The following is a 19,659-nucleotide window of genomic DNA, read 5'->3' as shown; positions in this document are numbered from 1 at the left end:
CGGTGCCGCGCCAGGTGCCCGCGCCGGCGCGGGCGCGGCGGCGTGGCGAGCGGGGCGCGACGCGCGAAAAGCACGCCGCGATCCTGGATGCGGCGCGGCAGCTGTTCTCCCGCAACGGCTTCGACACCACCACCATGGACGCCGTCGCTGCCTGCGCGGACGTGTCCAAGGCCACCGTCTATGCGCATTTCGCCAGCAAGGACGCGCTGTTCCAGGCGGTCGTGGACGCGATGGTGGGGGAGATGCCGGATCGCTGGGATGCGCTGCTCGCCAGCGGCGGGCCGCTGCAGCTGCGGTTGACGGCGGTGGCGCACGACCTCATGGCGATGACGGCCGCGCCGATGCTGCAGGCCATCCATCGCATGCTCGCGCTGTCCACGCAGGTGTCGCTGCAGCAGGCCGATACGTACTGGGACCTGTGTTTCGCGCGCTACGACCGCGCCATGCAGCGGTTCCTGCGCGCGCAGATCCGGCAGGGCACGCTGGCGATCGCCGACGTGGCGCAGGCGTCCGCACAGTTCTTCGCGTTGATCGCCAGCGGGTCGGCGTTGCGCGGATTGCTGACCGGCGAGCCGGTCGCGCCGCCGCGGCCGGGCGCGCGTTGCGTGGAAAGCGCGGTCGCGCTGTTCGTGCGCGGCTATCGCGCGGCGGCCAAGCCTGCGCCGGCAACGCGCCGGCGCATCGCCGCCAGGCCCTAGGCGGGCCGCGCGGCCGCCAGCGGGCGCTGTTCCCGGATCGGCAGATTGACCAGCGCTGCGGCCACGGCCAGGGCCATGTCCGCGTACCACATCCACTGGTAGTTGCCGAAGCGCTCCATCGCCACGCCGCCGAGCCAGGCGCCGAAGAAGCCGCCGATCTGGTGCGACAGCAGGGTCAGGCCGAACAGCGTGCCCAGATAGCGCGGCCCGAACAGCTTGCCGATCAGCCCGGCGGTGGGCGGGACCGTCGCCAGCCAGGTGAAGCCGAGCGCGGCCGCGAACAGGTAGAAGGTCAGCGGCGTCGGCGGCGCGAGCAGGTACAGCGCGATCAGCACCGCGCGGCTGGCGTACATCGCCAGCAGCAGCCACTTCATGCGCACGCGCTCGCCGAGCTTGCCGGCGATCAGGCTGCCGGCGACGTTGCACAGGCCGATCAGCGCGATAGCGATGGCCGAGACGCTGGGCGCCAGCCCGCACAACGCGATTTCCCCGGGCAGGTGGGTCACCAGGAAGGCGATGTGCACGCCGCAGGTGAAAAAGCCCAGGTGCAGGCACCAATAGCTGCGGTCGCGCAGGGCGACGCGCAGCTGCGCGCGCAAGCCGCCGTCGGGCGCGGCCGCCGTCGCGGTTGTGGTCGCGACCTGCGCCTGGCCCTTGCGGCGCAGCGGCCAGGCCAGCGGCAGGGTCAACAGCGACAACGCGGCCATGCCGGTCATGGCCATCGCCCAGCCGGCGGCGCCGATCATCCATTGCACCAGCGGCGCAAACAGGAACTGGCCGAGCGAGCCGCCGGCGTTGATCAGGCCGGCGGCGAACGAGCGCTGTTCCGGCGCGAGGCGATGCGCGGTGGCGCCGATCAGCACCGAGAAGCTGCCGGCGCCGGCGCCCGCCGCGGCGAGCAGGCCCAGGCTGACGATCAGGCCCCACTCGGTCGGCAGCCACGGCGCCAGGGCCAGGCCCAGCGCCAGCATCATCCCGCCCAGCCACAGCACCGGCAGCGGGCCGCGCTGGTCGGCGATCGCGCCGAACACAGGCTGGACCGCGCCCCATACGAACTGGCCGACCGCCAGCGCGAAGCTGATCGCGGCGATGCCGACGCCGCTGCTGCGGTGGATCGGCTCGACGAACAGGCCGGTGGTCTGGCGCGCGCCCATGGTCAGCATCAGCGTCGCCGAGGCGATGATCAGCAGGCCCCAGTGACGGCTGGCCTGCGCGTGCGGCGCCGCGGCGCTCATGCGGCGGCGTCCTCGCGGTCCGCGCACAGCGCGCGTTCCAGCTGCCGCAGCTGGCGGTGCAGGGCGTCGATGGCGGCATTGCCGGCCAGTGCATCGATCCGCGCCTGCGCGCGTTCCCAATGCGGCAGTGCGCGCTTGAGCAGGCGCCGGCCGGCGGCGCTGACCACCACCAGCTTCTGCCGTGCATCGTCGCCGCGGCGTTGCTCGATCCAGCCGGCCGCCTGCATCGGCTTGAGATTGCGCGACAGCGTGCTGCGGTCCATGCCCAGCCGCTCGGCCAATGCGCCCAGCTGCTGCGCGGTGCCGGCGCGGCGCAGGATCGAATACTCGTTCAGGCTCAGCCCCACCGCGCTCAGTTCGCGGTCATAGACCTGCGAGGTACGCCGCGCGGCGCGGCGCAGCAGGAAACAGGTGCAGCGGCAGGGTGCGGTGTCGTCCATGTCCGGCAAAGTACGTGCATATGCATGTAATTGGCAAGCGCCGGACGGACGGGCAGGGCGGCGTGCCGCCGCCGTTCGCGGGCGGCGCGGGCGGGACCATGGCCGGTCGACGGCATGCAGGCGAATGGTGCGGCTCGCGTGCAGCTGCAGCGATGCAACGCTTCGCCCAGGCGCAGCGACGCACGCGGACGCTTGCGCACACGCTCGCGGATCGCCGGCATTGCTATGCTCTGCGGCGCCTTGCGCTTGCCGGAGTGCCGTCCCGATGCCGAACACACGCACCGTCTCTGTGCCGATCGCCGCCGCGCGGGCGCGCGCGCTGTGGCTGGATGCGCAGCGGCTGACCACCCCGGCGCCGTTCGGCGCCGGGGCCGAGGCGGTGCGGCAGGCCACCGCGCACCTGGGCTACGTGCAGATCGACACCATCCACGTGATCGAACGCAGCCACCACCATGTGCTGTACAGCCGCATTCCCGCCTATCGCAAGCAGGATCTGGAGCAGGCGCAGGCGCAGGACAAGTCGGTGTTCGAATACTGGACGCATGCGCTGGCCTATGTGCCGATCGCCGACTACCGCATGTACGTGGCGCAGATGGCGCGCTACCGTGCCCAGGCGGACGCGGCCGGCAAGATCGATCCGGCCGACTACGCCAGGCTGCTGCGGCGCATCCGCAACGACGGGCCGTTGTCGATCCGCGATATCGACGACGACGTGCTGGTCGAGAAGACCCATCCGTGGGGCAGCCGCAAGCCGTCGCGCGCGGCGTTGCGCTACGGCTTCTTCAGCGGCGACCTGGTGGTCGGCCAGCGCAGCGGCATGCTCAAGACCTACGAGCTGGCCGCGCGCCATTTCGGCTGGAGCCGGCGCCCGCGCCCGGCCAGCGACGTGCAGTACGCGCGCTATCTGCTGGAGCGCGCGCTGCGCGCGCAGGGCCTGGTCGGCGTGGATTCGATCTGCTACGGCGATGCCGGCTCCAAGCCAGCGGTACGCGCGCTGATCGCCGCGGCGGTCGCCGCCAAACGCCTGGTCCCGGTGCATCTGCAGGGCCAGGAGCAGGCCGCGCTGTGGGCTGCGCCGGCGCTGCTGGAGCATGCGCCGCCGCTGCCGGACGATTCCCTCGCGCAGCTGCTGTCGCCGTTCGATCCGTTGCTGATCCAGCGCAAGCGGCTGCAGCAGTTCTTCGGCTACGAACACCGCTTCGAGGCCTACGTGCCGGCGCCGCAGCGGGTGCTCGGCTACTTCGCGCTGCCGGTGCTGGTCGGCGACCGCATCGTCGCCGCGCTGGATCTGAAGATGGATCGCCAGGCGGGCAGGCTGCTGATCCAGAAATGGACCTGGCTGGTGCCGCAGCGGCCGGCGCTGAAGGCGGCGATCGACGCGGCGCTGCAGCGCTTCGAGCGGTTTCATCTGCAATAGCGCAGGCGCTGCGCGCCCTGCCGCGCACGTCGTGGTTCGTGGTGCAGATCATGGAACCGTGCATCGCGTTGGCATTGCCGCGCTTGCTGCGTGCGCAGCGCGCAGCGCAGCCCCATGCTGGCCGCCGTGCAACTGCCGGCGCACACGCGTTGCGTGCGCCGGCGGGCGGATCAGGCCTTGAAGAAGGCCAGCAGATCCTGGTTGATCTCGTCCGGGTGGGTCGTGCACATGCCGTGCGGGTAGCCCTTGTAGACCTTCAACGTGGCGTGCTTGACCAGCTTGGCCGACAGCAGCGCCGAGTCGGCGATCGGCACGATCTGGTCGTCGTCGCCGTGCAGGATCAACACCGGCACGTCGATCTGCTTCAGGTCCTCGGTGAAGTCGGTTTCCGAGAACGCCTTGATGCAGTCGTAGTGGGCCTTGGCGCCGCCCATCATGCCCTGCCGCCACCAGTTGTCCTTGATCCCCTGCGAGACCTTGGCGCCATCGCGGTTGTAGCCGTAGAACGGAACCGGCACCTCCTGGTAGAACTGCGCGCGGTTGGCCGCGAGCTGGGTGCGGAAGCCGTCGAACACGTCCATCGGCAGGCCGCCCGGGTTGTTCACGGTCTTGAGCATGATCGGCGGCACCGCGCCGATCAGCACCGCCTTGGCCACGCGGCCGGCGCCGTGCTTGGCGACATAGCGCGCCACTTCGCCGCCGCCGGTGGAATGGCCGACGTGGATCGCGTTCTTCAGGTCCAGATGCTTGGCCAGCGCGGCCACGTCGGCGGCGTAGGTGTCCATGTCGTTGCCGTTCGCGGTCTGCGTGGAACGGCCATGGCCGCGGCGGTCGTGGGCGATGACGCGGTAGCCCTGGGCGACGAAGAACAGCATCTGCGCGTCCCAGTCGTCGGCGCTGAGCGGCCAGCCATGATGGAACACGATGGGTTGGCCGGTGCCCCAGTCCTTGTAGAAGAGTTCGGTTCCGTCTTGCGTGGTGATGCTGGGCATGGTGGTGTCCTGATGGGCGTGCGGGCTGGCCGCAGGCGTGGGGGAAAGGCCGGTTCGGCCCGGTGCGGCGATGCCTGCCAGGGGCAGGGCGGTCAATGCGGCGGCGCCGAGCAGCAGGCGCCGCCTGACAGGATCGGCGATGCCGGTGTGCGTCGTGTGAGCATCCATTGCAGTTCCCGCGTCGAAAGCAGCGATGCAGATGATGCGCGGCGCGGGACGATGCCGATTGCATAATCCTGCTGGTTTGCCGCGCCACGCCTGGAGCATGCGCGGTCGCGCCATCGCGCTTTCGTCGCCGCCAAGTCACCTCGTCACCACAGGCCGCTGCTTAGGCTGCGGGTTCCCCCCCAGCCTGTGCCGCCGCATGTCCGCTGCCAGACACTGTTTCCACGATGCCATCGCCGCCTGCCGTGAGCGCGCGCCTGCGGTGCTGGCGGTGGTGATGGCCACCGAAGGCTCCACCTACGCGCATGCCGGTGCGGTGGCGCTGTTCGGCGCCGACGGCGCGCAGCAGGGCTGGCTCAGCGGCGGTTGCCTGGAGCCGGAGATCGCGCGTTGCGCGGCGGCCGCGGCAGCCGCGAACGAACTGGCCTGGATGGACATCGACACGCGCGACGACGAGGACCTGCTGTCCGGTTCGGCGGTGGGCTGCCGTGGCCGCCTGCATCTGGCCCTGCTGCCGTTGCGCGCCTTGCCCGGGTTCGAACGCCTGGCGCAGGCGTGGCTGCAGCGGCGCGGTGCGTTGCGCCTGGCGCTGGATGCCGACGGCGGCATCGTCGCGGCGGTGGCCGGCGAGACCTTGCAGTGGCGTTTGCGGTGCCAGGCATGGGCTGGCGCGGCGGCTTGCGGCGGCCAGGTGCAGGTGCCGCCGCCGCCGCGGGTCAGCGTGTTCGGCGCCGGCCCGGAAACCGCCGTGCTGCTGCCGCTGCTGCGGCAACTGGGCTGGATGACCACGCTGGTGGAACAGCGTCCGCGCTGGGCGGCGCAGGCGATGCTGGCCGACCAGGTCTTGGCGTGCACGCCGACCCGTGCGCTGGACGCTTGCGCCGACAGCGACGCGGCCTTGGTGATGCACCATCATTTCGAACTCGACCGCGAGGCGTTGGAGACGCTGGCGGCGAGCGCGATCCCGTTCCTGGGGCTGCTGGGGCCGGCGCGCCGGCGCGAGGACCTGTTCCGGCTGTTGCGCCCGCAGCAGCACACGCAACTGTTGCCGCGGCTGCATTCGCCGATCGGGTTGCGCCTCGGCGGCAGCGGCGCGGAGGCGATCGCGCTGAGCATCGCCGCGCAATTGCAAGGCATCCGCGACGTGCAGCAGGCTAGCGCCATCCCAGAATCGAACCGTTGCAGCGTGACCCGCTTGCACGGCGATGTCGCGTCGGCCTCGGTCGCGCCGTTGCGCGCCGACAGCGGCGCGCGCGGGGCGGCGCGATGAGCAACGCGCATGCCGCTCTGATTCTCGCCGCCGGCGCCAGCCGCCGCCTCGGCCACGCCAAGCAGGCGCTGACCCGCGACGGCGAGCCCTTGCTGCGGCGCGCGGCGCGGTTGGCGCTGGCCTCGTCGCCGGCCCGCTGCGTGGTGGTGCTGGGTGCGCAGGCCGAGGCGCTGCGCCAGGCGCTGGACGACCTGCCGGTGGAGATCGTGGTCAATCGCGATTGGTCGACCGGCATGGGCGGCAGCCTGGCTTGTCTACGCGAGGCATTGCACGGGGATGCCTCGATCACCCACAGCCTGGTGCTGGGCTGCGATCAGCCGGCGCTGGAGGCGGCGCACTTGCAGGATCTGCTGGCTGCGTCGCGGCGCGCCACCTCCGGTTGCGCGGTCAGCGCCTACGCCGGCGTGCGCGGTATGCCGGCGGTGGTGGCGCAGGCGTGCTGGCACGCATTGCCGTTGGGCGGCGACCAGGGCCTGCGCGGGTTGTTCGAGGCGATGGCGCCGGACAGCCTCGGCTGCATCGTTGCCCCGGCACTGGCGCTGGACCTGGACACGCCGCAGGACGTGCAGGCCGCGGTGGAACGCGGCTGGTTGGATCCGTAAGCCACAGGGCAACCCGCCTTTGTAGGAGCGGCTTCAGCCGCGACCCGTTGCCTGATACGTCATGGTTGCCTGATACGTCATGTCGCGGCTGAAGCCGCTCCTACAACAAGGCATGGGAGGGCAATGGCATAAGCGGACGTCGCGAGGCCAACCGCGCGGCGCCTCGATGGCCGCTCAGCCGATCAGCTTGTCCGGCGTGATCGGCAGTTCGCGGATGCGCTTGCCGGTGGCATGGAACACGGCGTTGGCGATCGCGGCGGGAATGCCGACCATGCCCAGTTCGCCCATGCCCTTGACCCCTAGCGGGTTGACGATCTTGTCGTCTTCCTCGACGAACATGGTCTCGATCAGGTGCACGTCGGCATTGACCGGCACATGGTAGTCGGCCAGCGAGGCGTTGAGCATGCGCCCGTAGCGATGGTCGACCTCGGTGCCTTCGCTGAGCGCCATGCCGATGCCCATCACCACGCCGCCGATCTCCTGGCTGTGCGAGGTCAGCGGATTCATGATCTTGCCGCAGGCGGTGGCCTCGATGACCCGGGTCACCTGCACCATGCCGGTGTCCGGATCGACCTTAACCTCGATGAACTGCGCGCCGTGCGCGGCGGTGGCGTACTTCTTGCGCTCGGCCGAGGGCTTGGATTCGTGCACCACTTCCAGTTCCTGCAAACCGTGCTGGCGCATCAGCTTGGCCACTTCCAGGCCGGCCTCGGGCTTTCCGGTCGGGCGCAGCTTGCCGTCGGCCAATTCCACCGCATCCACGTCCAGCCCGCTGAACGCGGCTTGCCCGTCCTGCCTGGCCAGTTCCAGCAGCTTGCCGCGGATCTCGCGCGCGGCGCCGTGGATCGCGCTGCCGACACTGGCGGTGGTCCACGAGCCGCCCTGCGACGGCGCCTTCGGCAGGCGCGTGTCGCCGAGTTCGAACTGCACGCGCTTGGCGTCCAGGCCCAGGTATTCGGCGGCGATCAGGGTCATCACCGTGTAGGTGCCGGGGCCGATGTCGGCGGTGGCGCTGCCGACCTGGGCGCTGCCGTCGGCCTTCAACACCACCCGCGCCAGCGCCGGCATCTGCATCGCCGCCCAGGTGCCGGTGGCCATGCCCCAGCCGACCAGCAGGCGGCCGTCGCGCATTGAGCGCGGTTCGGGCGTGCGCTTGCTCCAGCCGAAGGTCTCGGCAGCGAGCGAATAGCATTCGCGCAGCGCCTTGCTCGAGAACGGCTTGCCGCTCTCCGGGTCGGTTTCGGCGTAGTTGGCCAGGCGCAATTGCAGCGGGTCCATCTTCAGCGCGTAGGCCAGTTCGTCCATCGCGCACTCGATGCCGAACATCTGGCTGATGGTGCCGGGTGCGCGCATCGCCTGCGGCGTCGGCAGGTCGGTCTCCACCACCTCGAAGCGGTCCTCGACGTTGGGGCAGGCGTACAGCGAGCGCGCGTTGCGGAAGAAGGCCTCGTTGAATGCCTCGATACGCGAGGTGTTGAGCACGTGCCGGTAGCGGATCGCCTGCAGCTTGCCGGCGGCGTCGGCGCCCAGCCCCAGTTCCACCCGGTAGTAGGGCCGGTAGCCGTGGCCGCTGAACATCTGTCGCCGCGTGTAGACGATCTTGACCGGGCGGCCGACCGCCTTGGACACCGCGCCGAGCAAAAAGGTGTAGTAGTTCGGGCGCAGGCACGAGCCGAACGCGCCGCCGACGAACAGCGACACCACGTTGACCCGCTCGATCGGTATGCCGAAGTAACCGGCCAGCTGCTCGCGGTCCTGGTGCACGTTCTGGCTCTTGTTGACCACGGTCAGGGTGTCGCCGATCCAGTAGCCGATGCCGCCATGCGGTTCCATCGGGTTGTGGTGCTCGATCGGCATCGTGTACGCGGCTTCCACCTTGACCTTTGCGGCCGCGAACGCGGCAGCCGGGTTGCCGCGCGGCTTCGGCGACTCGTCCGGGGTCGGATCGTGCGCCTGGCCGAGCAGCGCGTCGAAATCGGTGTGCGCGGTTTCGGCGGCGTAGTCCACCTGGATCAGCCGCGATGCATGCCGCGCCTGCTCGAAGGTGCTGGCCACCACCACCGCGATCGGCTGCGCGCTGAAATGGATGCGGTCGTCGACCAGCGCGCGGAACGACAGGTCTTCGCCTTTCTTCTTGACCTCGTCGGACACCGGCTTGACCGAATTCAGATGGGTCAGCACCTTGATCACCCCGGGCGCGGCCTCGGCGGCGCGGGTGTCGATGCGCACGATGCGGCCCTTGGCGATGGTGCTGGTGAGAATGTAGCCGTGGGTCAGGTGCGGGATCTGGAATTCCGCCGCATAGCGCGCCTTGCCGGTGACCTTGGCGTAACCGTCGACGCGGCGCATTTCCTTGCCGATGTAGTTCATTGCGGGTTCTCCGGTTCGGTGCTCACGCGGCGTCGCTGCCGCTGGCGCGGTGCAGGGCGCGGATCATCGCGTGGGTGCCCATCGGCACCTTGTAGGCGTTGTGCGCCAGCGGGCGCGCGGCGGCCATCTCCGCCTGCGCGGCGGCGGCGAAGGCGGCTTCGCCGACGCGTTGCCCGACCAGCGCGCGTTCGGCGGCGTGCGCGCGCCACGGCTTGTGCGCCACCCCGCCCATCGCGATGCGCGCCTCGCGGATGCGCCCGTCCGGCTCCAGCGCCAACGCCGCGGCCACCGAGATCAGCGCGAACGCGTAGCTGGCGCGGTCGCGTACCTTCAGGTAGTGGCTGTGCGCGGCGAAGCGCTGCGCGGGCAGGGTGATCGACTCGATCAGCTCGCCGTGCGCCAGCTGGTTGTCCAGGTCGGCGCGGGCGTCGGGCAGCAGGTGGAAGTCGGCGAAGGGAATCTCGCGGCGGGTGCCGGCCGGCGTGCGCACCTGCACCGTCGCCTCCAGCGCGGCCAGGGCCACGCACATGTCCGACGGATGCACCGCCACGCAATGTTCGCTGTGGCCGAAGATCGCATGCGTGCGGTTGAGCCCCTCGCGCGCGCCGCAGCCGCTGCCGGGAGTGCGCTTGTTGCAGGGCAGGGCGGTGTCGTAGAAATATCCGCAGCGGGTGCGCTGCAGCAGGTTGCCGCCGTTGGTCGCCATGTTGCGCAACTGCATCGTCGCCCCGGCCAGGATCGCCTGGCTCAGCAGCGGATAGCGCTGTCGCACCAGCGGGTGGTTGGCGGTGTGGGTATTGTTGGCCAGCGCGCCTAGGCGCAGGCCGCCGTCGGCGGTTTCGGCGATCTCGGCCAGGCCCTTGAGCCGGGTCAGGTCGACGATCTCGTCGGCGCCGGTCACCCCTTCCTTCATCAGGTCGAGCAGGTTGGTGCCGCCGCCGAGGAAGCGCGCGTTCGGATTGGCGGCGACGCGGCGCACCGCGTCTTCGGCGGAGCTGGCGCGCCGGTAGTCAAACGGCGTCATCGGCCACCTCCTTCGCCAGCTTCAGCGCGGTCAGCTGGGACTGGTCGACGTAGCGCCAGGTCAGCGGGCGCGGCGCGCCGCCGCTGTGCACGTCCTGGATCGCGGCGACGATCTTCGGATAGGCGCCGCAGCGGCAGAGGTTGCCGCTCATGCGTTCGCGCACCTCGGCGTCGCTGAGTTCGGTGACCGGCTGGCTGACGTCGGCGCTGACATGGCTGGCGTCGCCGCGCTTGATCTCGTTGAGCAGCGCCACCGCCGAGCAGATCTGCCCGGGCGTGCAGTAGCCGCACTGGAAACCGTCGTGCTGCACGAACGCGGCCTGCATCGGATGCAGCCGTTCGCCGTCGGCCAGGCCTTCGATGGTGGTGATCTGCGCGTCCTCGGCCTGCGCGGCCAGGGTCAGGCAGGACAGGCGCCGCTCGCCGTCGACGATCACCGTGCAGGCGCCGCACTGGCCGTGGTCGCAGCCTTTCTTGGTGCCGGTCAGCGCCAGGTGTTCGCGCAGCGCGTCCAGCAGCGTGGTGCGCGGGTCCAGCTGCAAGGCGTGGCGCTGGCCGTTGACCTGCAGCACCACCGGCATCGCGTTCTGCGGCGTGGCCGCACTGGGGGCCGGCGCGGCGAAGGCGGCGTCGCTGAAGACGATCTGCCCGCCCGCGCTGCTGAGGCCGGCGGCCGACAGCAGGGCGAGGAATTCGCGCCGCGACAGGCCGCTGATCCCGAGCCGGCGCGCGAGCGCGGCCTCGTCGTCGCTCAGCCCGGCATCGTGCGTGGGGTCGGCGGCGCCGGGCGCGGCCTGGGAAGGGTGGGGATCGTGCTGCATCGGTCTCTCCTGCCTGGGGGACCGCCGCATCGCTGCGTTGGCGCAGCAACGGATCGGCGGTTCGACCTGGGTAGCGGTGCCGCCATCGCGGCACCGGCGCACGGGCGCGCTGAGACGCCCATGCCCGAGCATTGCAGCGGCGTCGCGAAGAGATTGCGAAGGGAGGGTGGTGGGGTGGTGATGTCGCCGGGATTCGGGATTTCGCAAGGGGGCAGCGTTTTGCGTTCCTGTAGGAGCGGCTTCAGCCGCGACAGGCGCTACGGATAGCGCCTGTCGCGGCTGAAGCCGCTCCTACGACAGCGTGCCGATCGTAAATTTCGGCGGTGGCAATGCGCAGGCGCTACCAGCGATACGCCACCGACACCTGGTACTGGCGGCCGGCGATCGGGCGGCCCATGAACACGCCGCCGGTGGCCGCACCGGGCACGCGCACATTGCCTTCGGTCAGACCCAGTTCGTCGGTCACGTTGCTGCCGCTGGCGGTGACTTCCCAGTGCTCGCCGGCATGCAGGCTGGCGCCGACATCGAGCATGTCGTAGGACGGCAGGCGCTGGCTGTTGGCCAGGTCGGCGTAGCGCTCGCCGATGTAGGAGTAGGTGGCGAACACGCGCAGGTCGCCGAACGGCAGCATCCAGTAGTAGCTCGGGGTCAGCCTAAACTGGCGCTTGGGCTGGCGCATCACCTGGTTGCCGGTGTACTCGCGGTAGTTGCGGTACTTGGCGTCCAGCCACACTCCGGTGCCGGCCAGTTCGAAGCCGCCGAACGGACGGATCGCGCCTTCCACCTCCAGGCCGTAGGCGCGCGAATCGCCGACCGTGGTGAAGTTGCTGCCATTGGCCAGGAAGGCTTGGAACGGCGAGTTCTTGAAGGTGTTGTAGAACGCGGTCAGGTAAAGGTCGTAGGCGGCCGCACCGGACTTCAATCCCAGTTCGTACTGGTCGATGTCCTGCACCTTGGTCTGCCCGTCGCGCAGGTTGTCGAAGCCGGGGAACTTGACCCCGGAATTGACCCGCGCGAACAGGCTGTTGTGGTCGTCGAGCTTGAAGTTCAGGCCGGCGGTCCACGACAGCGCATTGTCGTCCTGGTCGATGCGGCGCGCGCTCGGCAGCGAGACCGAGGTGGCGTTGTCGTACAGCGTGGCCGGGTTGCCGTCCAGGTCCACCGTGGCGGTGTCGTGCACGGTGCCGGTGACGCGCTGGCGCTCGTAGCGCACGCCCAGGTCCAGGCGCAGGCGTTCGTCCAGTTCCCATTCGTCGGCGACGAACACCGCCGTGTTCTCGCCGTCGTAGTGCGCGCGCAGGGCGAAGAAGGCGGTGCTGGTGAAGCCGTCGCGGGTCGGCTGGCGGCCGTCGTCCAGGCTGACGTCGATGCGCCGCGCGTGGTTCTGCGCGGTCAGCAGCATGGTGTTGCCCAGATACCAGGTGTCGTTGGATGAGTATTTGGCGTAGTAGCTGCCGATGGTGAGCGTATTGCCGGCGAACAGCTCGCGGCTCAGGCGCAGGTCGTTGGTGAAGGAGTTCAGGCGCTTGTCCACCGACCACCAGCCGGCTTCCAGCACCTGCTGGTCGGGATCGACCGCGCCGCCGCCGTTGGTATAGCTGGCGCTGCCGGTGCTGCCGTAGCCGGCGATGAAATCGCCCAGGCGCTGCGGCGCATCGCCGGTGAACAATGCATAGGTCGGCGCGGTGCCGCCCATCACGCTGAAACGGTCGGCGAGAGTCCAGTCGCCGAGTTGCCAGTTCAGTTCGCCGCCGAACACGTCGATGTTGACCCCGCGGCCGTCGGCCAGGTCGCGCTGCACGGTCTCGCCATTCGGGCCGACCGGCAGGCTGACATTGCGGAAGTCGTTGCTGAGCAGGGTGCCGGTCTGCGCGTTGAGCCCGGGGAAGCTGGACAGGTCGCTGCCGTTGTTGCGCGACAGCAGCGGGATCGCGGTGTAGAAGGCGTTGTTGTCGTCGGTGTGGCGCGCGTAGAAGGTCAGGTCGCCGCTGTCCCAGCGCTTGCTCAGGGTGGCGCTGAACTGGCCGCCCTTGTCGGCGGAGAACTGCGGGTCGCGCACGCCGTCGGTCTCGCGGAAGAAGCCGCCGATGCTGTAGTACCAGCCGTTGCCCATCGGCCCGCTGTTGAACAGGTCGATGCGGCGCAGATTGTCGCTGCCGCCGGTGAGGCGCACGCTGCCCGCCGGCTCGTCCTGGCCCTGCTTCTGGATGAAGTTGGCGGTGATGCCGGCCTGGCCGTTGGAGAAGATCGGGCTGGAGCCGCCGCGCAGCACTTCCAGGCGCTCGACGGTGTCGTCGGTACGGAACAGGGTGGAATTTTCCAGGAACGACAGCGTCGGCGGCGGGAACAGCGGCGAGCCGTCGAGCTGGAAGGTGACGAACGGCGCATCGCCTTCCGACGGCATGCCGCGCACGAAGATGTTGGCGCCGGTGCCGCCGCCGCTGGGCTCGGCCCACACGCCGGGCACGATCTTCAGCAGGTCGGCGCTGCTCTGCGGCACCGCCTGCTGGATTTGTTCGGGCGTGGCGGTGGTGATCGAGAAGCTGGCGTCGCGCTTGCGTAGGCCCTTGAAGCGCGCGGTGCCGCTGACCACCACGGTATCCAGGGTGGTGGCGTCGGACTGCGTTGTGGGCGCGGCGGGCGCAGTGGCGGTCTGCGCCAACGCCGTTGGTGCAAGCAGGGTGGCGGCGATGGACAGCGGCAGCAGGCGCAGGGGCATGGCAGGTTTCATGAAGAATCTCTCCTTTCTTCATTCGCAACGGTGCGCCGGTGGGCATGGCGGCCCGCGCGCGCAGCGCAGGTCAACGCAGGATCGGCCGGCACAGCGCGACGCAGGGGGCATCGCGCGGGACTCTTTGTAACGCCGTTGCGCGGCCAGGCCATTGTGCAGCGCGGTAGAGGCAGCGTTTGCGTGACAGGCTGCGCAGGCCGATCGCCGCCGCCGGGCGTCGCGTGCGAGGCGCTGCGCAGGCGCTGCCGCGCCGATCGCTTCGTCGCAGCGCTGCAGCGTCTCCCGCTGCGAATGGCCGGTGGGCCGGCGCGCGCCTTGTCGCCAATACCTGGCGCCATCGATACGCAGAGCGGGCACGACAGCGGGCCGTTCGTTCTCGGTAGTGGCCATAGCGGCGATGCGACGCTTTGCGCCTGTGCCGGTCGCATCCTCCTGGCGGGAGAGGATCGCCGCGCCCGATCACTCCTGGATGAGATCGAACGTGTTGCCTTCCGGGTCGGCCAGGGTCGTGAAGCGGATTTGCGGCAGTTCGTATTTCTGTACCACGCTCGCACCGAGCGCGGACAGGCGCTCGGTCTCCTTGTCCAGGTCCGGCGTCCTGAAATCCGGATGCACCCTGTTGCGCCCCGTTGTCGCCCGTTCGGTTTTGAAGAACTGCAAAGGGAGGAGGTGCGGTGGCGTGTCCAGGGTGACGAGCACGCCGTGATCGGTGCCGATCGCGACGCCCAGGGCTTGCGACCACCACGCTGCCAGTGCCTGCGGGTCGATCGTGTCGATGGTGAGTGCATGCGTTTTCATTGGCGTTTTCCTTGTTGAAGGGCACGCGGCGCCGCGGTGCGGCGCCGCAGCGTCTCAGCGGGCGCTGTCGATGATGAGTCCGCCGTCAGGGGTCAGGCTGGATCCCGTGATGAACTGTGAATCCGCTGTCGCGAGGAACAGCACGACAGGGGCGATATCGGGCTCAGGTTGCCCGAAGCGGCCCAACGCATTGGTCGGCGGCGGCACGCCGTGTTCCGGACCCCAGGTCTCGGCCACGGGCAGGACGTTGTTCACGGTGATCCGGTCGGCGCCCCATTCGCGCGCAGCGGTGCGGGTCAGGGCGCGGACCGCCTCCTTCGCCATGTTGTAGGGCGTATAGCCAGCCAAGCCGACCACGCCGGCCGATGAGCCGAAATTGATGACGCGGCCTTCGCCGCTGGCCTTCAGATACGGATAGGCGGCTTGCATGGTGCGCAGATAGGCGATCGGCCCCGTGTCGAAATTGCGCTGCAACTGCTCCGCCGACAGTTCGATGACGGAAGAGAACGGCGCCGACGGATCGAAGGCGTTGTTGACGAGGATGTCGAGCCCGCCGAACGCTTCCACGGCCCTGTTCACCGCCGCCTTGATCTGTTGCGCGTCGCTGATGTCGGCGGCGATACCGATCGCGGTGCCGCCGGCGGCCTTGATCTCGGCCACGACGGCGTCGACAGTGGCCGCGGTGCGCGACAGCACGGCCACCTTGGCGCCTTCGGCCGCCAACAGCCTGGCGGTGGCGCGGCCGATCCCGCGCGTGGCGCCGGTGACGAGCGCGATCTTTCCATTCAGTCGTGCCATTTCGTTGCTCCCTTCAGTGGGCTGTGTCGTGGATCGCAGCGGTCGAGCCGTAGGGCGAGGGCACGTCGCGCGCGGCGTTCTGCGTGGTGAAGGACGCGGCCAGCAGGGCCAGGCCGACGACGGCCGGCAGCGCGCCCTTCGGCTTGCGCACGCCAAGGTGCGCAGATCCGGACAGCAGCAGGTGGAAAAAGATGCCGGCATAGGCCAGGTCGCTCAGCGGCACGCTGAAACGCGACAGGATCGCGAGCGGCGCGAGCAGCTTCACCACGATCATGAGCGGCACGAGGTAGGCGGCAGGATAATGCAGCTCGGCAAGGATCCGCCGGACCCACGCTGCTTTGCTCGCGTATACAAATGCGGAGCTCAGATAGAGCAGCGACAATAGCGCCGTGCTGGTCCAATAGATAATGATCGGGGTCATGGTTGTTTCCGGTCGCCTCGCGCCTGGGCAAGGCCTTTTGTCGATTTTCGTTTCGCTCGTTCGCTCGTTTGCGCTGCGGCAAAGAGCATGTATAAGAATTTACGCGCTTGATGAATCCGCACAAGTAGGATGAATTATCGACACCAAGTATGGAAAAGCAGACCAATGAAACCGAAAGGTGATTTCACCATGCAGGATGAGATGCGCCGTGCTTTCTCGATGCTCTCGGGCAAATGGAAGCTCGAGATCATGTGGCTGCTCAATCAGCGGGTGTATCGCTTCGGCGAATTGCGCAAGTCGATCCCGGGCATCACCCAGCACATGCTGACGTCGCAGTTGCGCGAGCTGGAACTGGATGGCCTCATCTCACGCACCGTCTATGCGGAGGTTCCGCCGCGCGTGGAGTACGCGATGACCGACAAGGCGCGAGGCCTTGGTCCCACGATGCAGGCGCTCACCGCCTGGTGGAATGAGCATGGAAAGACGGTGCCGACCAAGGCGAACGCGCGGGGCCGAAAACCGAAATGACCGAGGCCGCTTCCTTGGCCCGCATCGCGTCTGGCACGCGAGCCCGTGCAGCGCGGCTTTGGCGGCCGGAATGGTTCCGGTGCGGCCTGTGCATATGCGCGGCGACAGCGGATCCGGGCGTCGGATAATCCGGGAGCGCGCGCGATCGCGCGCCGAAGCGCTGGCTGTGCGCCGCTTTCGTTTTCCGAACGGACCTGCTGCGCGCGGCGCCTTTTGGGAGCGCTGCCCCATCATGGCGGGGACACAAAAAAAGAGGCCGCCCTGAGGCGGCCTCGCTTCCGGCGCGGGCGGGAGGGGAGCCGCGTCAGAAGAACAGGCGCACGCCGAACGAAGCGTTGCGGCCCGGCAGCATCACGTCGTCCTTCAGGAACGAGGTGTGCACGCGCGCGTCCTGGTCGGTCAGGTTGTTGCCGTCCAGGAACACTTCCCACGCGGTGGCGCCGGCATCGACGTGGTAGGCCAGGTGCGCATCGACCAGCGTGTAGCCGTCGGTCGGGGTCTCGTTGACCGCCACCTTGTCCTGCTTCTGGTAGCGGGTCGCACCGAGCGACGCGCGCCAGTTGCTCGCGTCCCAGCGCAGCTGCGCGCCGTAGCGTGCCGGGGCGATGCGCGGCAGGTTGCCGCCGTCCTTCAGCCGCGCGCGCACGGTGTCGCCGAACACGCGCAGGTCCCAGGCGCCGCTGTCGTTGTCGGCCAGGTGGAAGGTGGCCTCGCCCTCGAAGCCATGGAAGATCGCGTCGGCCTGGGTCCACTGGCGGATCGGCAGGAAGTCGTTGTCTTCCTCGTGGAACCATTGCGCGCCGGTATCGACGATGTAGATGAAATCGTCGTAGCGGTTGTAGTACGCCGCCAGCTTGGCATCCACCCAGGTGTTCTTGAAGTTCAGTCCCAGCTCGGCCTGGTTGGCCTTCTCCGGCTTGAGGTCGGCGTCGCCGATCTCGTAGGCGAGGGTGGCGATGTGCGGGCCGTCGGCGAACAGTTCCTCCTCGGCCGGCGCGCGCTCGGCGTGATCCAGGTTGGCGGTCAGGCGCCATTGCTCGTTGAAGCGGAAGCCGCCGCTGAGCGAGAAGCTCTTCGGAGTGAAGTCGCGGTCCACGCCGGTGTCGGTCTCGTACTTGACCTTGTCCACGCGCGCGCCGACCTCGGCGGTGACGCGGTCCCAGTTGTTGCGGGCCACGGCGAACACGCCGATGGCGCGGGTGTCGGTCTTCGGCACGAACGCCTCTTCGCCGATCGCCTGGAAGGTGGAATCGCTGCCCTGCACGCCGAACGCGGTCTGCCAGCCGCCGCCGACGGTGAAGGAGGCTTCGACGCGGCCTTCGTTGGCGCGCTTGTCGAACACCGTGCCCACTTCCTCGCCTTCGAACTCGGTGTGGGTGTAGGCGGTGTGGCCGAAGCTGTAGCGCAGCGCGCTGCCGTCGCCCCACGGATCGGTCAGCCCGCCCTTGAGCTCGTAGCGGTCCTGGTGCATGCGCAGCGACACGCCGCGCTCGCCGGCGGCCAGGTCGCCGGGTTCGCCCGGGTTGCCGTAGTTGTCGCGGAAGCGCGAGGCCGACACGCCGACGAAGCCCCAGTCGCCGGCCAGCGAGGCGCCGATCGAGCCGGTCTTGGTGTCCAGGAAGGAATTGGCCTGGTGGCCCTGCGGGGTGTCGTAGTCCTTCTGGTTGCGGTACACGCCGTCGGCATGGATCGACAGGCCGCTGCCGTTGCCGGCATCGACCCGGAACATGTCGGTGTTGCCGTCCTTGTCGCCGCCGTCGAAGCGCACTTCGGCGCGGCCGTGCACGCCGTCCACCGGCGTCTCGGCGATGCGCCCGTCGACCACGTTGACCACGCCGCCGATCGCGCCGGAGCCGTACAGCAGCGTGGACGGTCCCTTCAGCACTTCGATCTGGTCGGCCAGGAACGATTCCACGGCCGGCGAGTGGTCCTGGCTGACGGTGGACACGTCCTGGGTGGACAGGCCGTCGCTGAGCACCGCCACGCGCGGGCCGTCCAGGCCGCGGATGATCGGTCGGCCCACGCCGGGGCCGAAGTTGGAACTCTGCACGCCGGGCAGGCTGGCCACGGTCTCGCCGATGCTGGCGCCGCGGTTCTCGTCCAGGCGCTCGCCGGCCAGCACCTCCACCGGCTGGCTCAGGTCGCCGGCGGCGTCGCGCAGCGGGCTGGCGGTGACCACCACCGCGTCCATGTCCTTCACGTGGCGGTCCTGCTTGCGGCCCTCGGCATGGCGGCTGTCGCTGGCCGGCGGCGTGGCGGCGTCCGCGGCGGACGCATCGGCGGCCAGGGCCAGGGCGGGACTGAGCAGGCCGCCCAGCGCCAGGGACAGGGCGGTGCGACGGAGCGAGCGGGAGCGGGAGGAGGACATAGGCATACCGAATGGGAGGGAAAAAAGGCGCCGCCAGGCGAGCGCGGGCGCTCGCGTGCGCCGCGCGGAGGCGGCGGCAGGCATGGCATGGGGGGCGTGGCGACCCCCTGGTCGCCGGCCGGGTAATGTTATATTATTCTATAACGCAATCACCACTGTGCTGGAAGTCATGTCGCCCACCTCCGATCTGCGCGCACTGCTCGACCGCCTCGGCGCCACCGGTTCGCTGCTGTGCGCGGTGCATTGCGCGCTGCTGCCGCTGGCATTGGCCGTATTGCCCTCGCTGGGCCTTTCGGTGTGGCTGGGCGATGGCGTGGAACGCACGCTGGTGCTGTTCGTGACCTGCCTGGGCCTGTTCAGCCTGGTGCTCGGCTACCGCCGGCATCGCGCCCGGCAGGCGCTGGGCCTGCTGCTGCTGGGTCTGCTGTCGCTGTGGGCCGGCATGCTGGTGCCGGCACTGCACCATGCGGTGGCGCCGCACGCGGCGATCATGACCTTCGGCGGCACCCTGGTCGGGCTCGCGCACCTGCTCAACCTGCGGCTGAACCACGGCCACGTGCACGACGCCAGCTGCGCCCACTGAGCGCACGTGATAGGCTTGCCGCCCTTGCGCGAGGGCGCTGACCGCGTTGGCCTCGCCAAACCCGTGCACCGCGCGGGGATTTTCGCACACACATTCAGGAGTCGATGAGCATGGGTAAGGGTGACCGCAAGACCGCCAAGGGCAAGCGCTACAACGCCAGCTATGGCAATTCGCGCTCGCACAGCGTGAGCAAGGTGGCCGTGGGCGCCGCGTCGCCGGTCGCCAAGAAGTCGGTGGTCAAGGCCCCGGCGGCGAAGAAGGCCGTGGCCAAGAAGACGGTCGCCAAGGCCGGCTGAGCCTCGGCTCCAGCAGTACGGAAGAACGCGGCGCTTGCGCCGCGTTTTTTTTTGCCTCGAAAAAAAACGCGGCAGGGTGCAGCTTAAGCCCCTCTCCCCCCGG

General features: G+C 69.4%; 17 protein-coding genes and 1 pseudogene. 7 read left to right on the top strand and 11 right to left on the bottom strand.

All coding sequences use genetic code 11. The features are described 5' to 3' along the window. The first annotated feature begins 2 nt into the window (after positions 1-2). Positions 3-698: a TetR/AcrR family transcriptional regulator gene (locus HDC36_RS07675; protein ID WP_179566014.1), complete on the top strand. Its 696-nt coding sequence runs from the start codon at positions 3-5 to the stop codon at positions 696-698. Here the strand turns inward: HDC36_RS07675 and HDC36_RS07670 are convergent. Beyond that, a complete protein-coding gene (locus HDC36_RS07670; RefSeq protein WP_179566012.1) occupies positions 695-1,933 on the bottom strand; it encodes an MFS transporter in 1,239 nt (412 codons plus the stop codon). The two genes, HDC36_RS07675 and HDC36_RS07670, sit on opposite strands and share 4 nt — an antisense overlap. Beyond that, a complete protein-coding gene (locus tag HDC36_RS07665) occupies positions 1,930-2,373 on the bottom strand; it encodes a MarR family winged helix-turn-helix transcriptional regulator (protein WP_179566010.1) in 444 nt (147 codons plus the stop codon). The genes HDC36_RS07670 and HDC36_RS07665 overlap by 4 nt, the downstream gene beginning before the upstream one ends. 265 nt (positions 2,374-2,638) lie before the next feature. Between HDC36_RS07665 and HDC36_RS07660 the strand changes: the two genes are divergently transcribed. Continuing rightward, on the top strand, positions 2,639-3,790 hold the full coding sequence (locus tag HDC36_RS07660; protein ID WP_179566008.1) for a winged helix DNA-binding domain-containing protein: 1,152 nt from the start codon (positions 2,639-2,641) through the stop codon (positions 3,788-3,790). A 170-nt stretch (positions 3,791-3,960) separates the two neighbouring features. Here the strand turns inward: HDC36_RS07660 and HDC36_RS07655 are convergent, their stop codons facing one another. Continuing rightward, positions 3,961-4,782: an alpha/beta hydrolase gene (locus HDC36_RS07655; protein ID WP_179567922.1), complete on the bottom strand. Its 822-nt coding sequence runs from the start codon at positions 4,780-4,782 to the stop codon at positions 3,961-3,963. Positions 4,783-5,146: 364 nt separating this feature from the next. Between HDC36_RS07655 and HDC36_RS07650 the strand changes: the two genes are divergently transcribed. Then, positions 5,147-6,217 (top strand): XdhC/CoxI family protein, encoded by a 1,071-nt coding sequence (locus tag HDC36_RS07650; protein ID WP_179566006.1) that lies wholly within the window; start codon positions 5,147-5,149, stop codon positions 6,215-6,217. Beyond that, on the top strand, positions 6,214-6,819 hold the full coding sequence (locus HDC36_RS07645; protein ID WP_179566004.1) for a nucleotidyltransferase family protein: 606 nt from the start codon (positions 6,214-6,216) through the stop codon (positions 6,817-6,819). Before HDC36_RS07650 ends, HDC36_RS07645 begins: the two co-directional genes overlap by 4 nt. 174 nt (positions 6,820-6,993) lie before the next feature. Here the strand turns inward: HDC36_RS07645 and HDC36_RS07640 are convergent, their stop codons facing one another. The 7 genes and pseudogenes from HDC36_RS07640 to HDC36_RS07610 all read right to left on the bottom strand — a co-directional run bounded on the left by HDC36_RS07640 (position 6,994) and on the right by HDC36_RS07610 (position 15,781). Continuing rightward, positions 6,994-9,189: a xanthine dehydrogenase family protein molybdopterin-binding subunit gene (locus HDC36_RS07640; protein ID WP_179566002.1), complete on the bottom strand. Its 2,196-nt coding sequence runs from the start codon at positions 9,187-9,189 to the stop codon at positions 6,994-6,996. Between the two features lie 22 nt (positions 9,190-9,211). Next, a complete protein-coding gene (locus tag HDC36_RS07635) occupies positions 9,212-10,213 on the bottom strand; it encodes a xanthine dehydrogenase family protein subunit M (protein WP_179566000.1) in 1,002 nt (333 codons plus the stop codon). Then, complete coding sequence (locus HDC36_RS07630; RefSeq protein WP_179565998.1) at positions 10,200-11,033, bottom strand: 2Fe-2S iron-sulfur cluster-binding protein; 834 nt, start codon at positions 11,031-11,033, stop codon at positions 10,200-10,202. Before HDC36_RS07630 ends, HDC36_RS07635 begins: the two co-directional genes overlap by 14 nt. A 340-nt stretch (positions 11,034-11,373) precedes the next feature. Then, entirely contained in the window at positions 11,374-13,764 is a 2,391-nt protein-coding gene (locus HDC36_RS07625) for a TonB-dependent receptor (protein WP_179565996.1), read from the bottom strand. Between the two features lie 459 nt (positions 13,765-14,223). After that, positions 14,224-14,574, bottom strand: a pseudogene (locus HDC36_RS07620) (VOC family protein); the annotation flags it as partial. Positions 14,575-14,616: 42 nt separating this feature from the next. After that, on the bottom strand, positions 14,617-15,360 hold the full coding sequence (locus HDC36_RS07615; RefSeq protein ID WP_179565992.1) for an SDR family oxidoreductase: 744 nt from the start codon (positions 15,358-15,360) through the stop codon (positions 14,617-14,619). 13 nt (positions 15,361-15,373) lie between these two features. Beyond that, positions 15,374-15,781, bottom strand: a complete 408-nt coding sequence (locus HDC36_RS07610; protein WP_179565990.1) for a DoxX family protein — start codon at positions 15,779-15,781, stop codon at positions 15,374-15,376. 165 nt (positions 15,782-15,946) lie between these two features. On the opposite strand from HDC36_RS07610, the gene HDC36_RS07605 reads away from it, so the two are divergent. Then, positions 15,947-16,309, top strand: a complete 363-nt coding sequence (locus HDC36_RS07605; protein WP_179565988.1) for a helix-turn-helix domain-containing protein — start codon at positions 15,947-15,949, stop codon at positions 16,307-16,309. 304 nt (positions 16,310-16,613) lie between these two features. Here HDC36_RS07605 and HDC36_RS07600 read toward each other — a convergent pair whose 3' ends face one another. After that, positions 16,614-18,683: a TonB-dependent receptor gene (locus HDC36_RS07600; protein WP_179565986.1), complete on the bottom strand. Its 2,070-nt coding sequence runs from the start codon at positions 18,681-18,683 to the stop codon at positions 16,614-16,616. Between the two features lie 163 nt (positions 18,684-18,846). On the opposite strand from HDC36_RS07600, the gene HDC36_RS07595 reads away from it, so the two are divergent. Together HDC36_RS07595 and HDC36_RS07590 are read left to right on the top strand one after the other, a co-directional pair. Continuing rightward, positions 18,847-19,260 (top strand): MerC domain-containing protein, encoded by a 414-nt coding sequence (locus HDC36_RS07595; protein WP_179565984.1) that lies wholly within the window; start codon positions 18,847-18,849, stop codon positions 19,258-19,260. Between the two features lie 110 nt (positions 19,261-19,370). Beyond that, entirely contained in the window at positions 19,371-19,556 is a 186-nt protein-coding gene (locus tag HDC36_RS07590) for a 30S ribosomal protein THX (protein WP_003468076.1), read from the top strand. Positions 19,557-19,659 lie beyond the last annotated feature (103 nt).

Origin of the sequence: Xanthomonas sp. JAI131 (assembly GCF_013410075.1) — a bacterium.
Taxonomy (GTDB): Bacteria; Pseudomonadota; Gammaproteobacteria; order Xanthomonadales; family Xanthomonadaceae; genus Xanthomonas_A; species Xanthomonas_A bonasiae.
The sequence above is the reverse complement of the archived record's forward strand: the minus strand, read 5'-3'. Positions and strand labels throughout refer to the sequence as shown.

What these genes read in the sequence shown, in the direction of transcription:
- HDC36_RS07670 (WP_179566012.1), bottom strand. Translation starts at nt 1,933, where the DNA reads ATGAGCGCCGCGGCGCCGCACGCGCAGGCCAGCCGTCACTGGGGCCTG.
- HDC36_RS07665 (WP_179566010.1), bottom strand. Translation starts at nt 2,373, where the DNA reads ATGGACGACACCGCACCCTGCCGCTGCACCTGTTTCCTGCTGCGCCGC.
- HDC36_RS07660 (WP_179566008.1), top strand. Translation starts at nt 2,639, where the DNA reads ATGCCGAACACACGCACCGTCTCTGTGCCGATCGCCGCCGCGCGGGCG.
- HDC36_RS07655 (WP_179567922.1), bottom strand. Translation starts at nt 4,782, where the DNA reads ATGCCCAGCATCACCACGCAAGACGGAACCGAACTCTTCTACAAGGAC.
- HDC36_RS07650 (WP_179566006.1), top strand. Translation starts at nt 5,147, where the DNA reads ATGTCCGCTGCCAGACACTGTTTCCACGATGCCATCGCCGCCTGCCGT.
- HDC36_RS07645 (WP_179566004.1), top strand. Translation starts at nt 6,214, where the DNA reads ATGAGCAACGCGCATGCCGCTCTGATTCTCGCCGCCGGCGCCAGCCGC.
- HDC36_RS07640 (WP_179566002.1), bottom strand. Translation starts at nt 9,189, where the DNA reads ATGAACTACATCGGCAAGGAAATGCGCCGCGTCGACGGTTACGCCAAG.
- HDC36_RS07635 (WP_179566000.1), bottom strand. Translation starts at nt 10,213, where the DNA reads ATGACGCCGTTTGACTACCGGCGCGCCAGCTCCGCCGAAGACGCGGTG.
- HDC36_RS07630 (WP_179565998.1), bottom strand. Translation starts at nt 11,033, where the DNA reads ATGCAGCACGATCCCCACCCTTCCCAGGCCGCGCCCGGCGCCGCCGAC.
- HDC36_RS07625 (WP_179565996.1), bottom strand. Translation starts at nt 13,764, where the DNA reads ATGAAACCTGCCATGCCCCTGCGCCTGCTGCCGCTGTCCATCGCCGCC.
- HDC36_RS07615 (WP_179565992.1), bottom strand. Translation starts at nt 15,360, where the DNA reads ATGGCACGACTGAATGGAAAGATCGCGCTCGTCACCGGCGCCACGCGC.
- HDC36_RS07610 (WP_179565990.1), bottom strand. Translation starts at nt 15,781, where the DNA reads ATGACCCCGATCATTATCTATTGGACCAGCACGGCGCTATTGTCGCTG.
- HDC36_RS07605 (WP_179565988.1), top strand. Translation starts at nt 15,947, where the DNA reads ATGAAACCGAAAGGTGATTTCACCATGCAGGATGAGATGCGCCGTGCT.
- HDC36_RS07600 (WP_179565986.1), bottom strand. Translation starts at nt 18,683, where the DNA reads ATGCCTATGTCCTCCTCCCGCTCCCGCTCGCTCCGTCGCACCGCCCTG.
- HDC36_RS07595 (WP_179565984.1), top strand. Translation starts at nt 18,847, where the DNA reads ATGTCGCCCACCTCCGATCTGCGCGCACTGCTCGACCGCCTCGGCGCC.
- HDC36_RS07590 (WP_003468076.1), top strand. Translation starts at nt 19,371, where the DNA reads ATGGGTAAGGGTGACCGCAAGACCGCCAAGGGCAAGCGCTACAACGCC.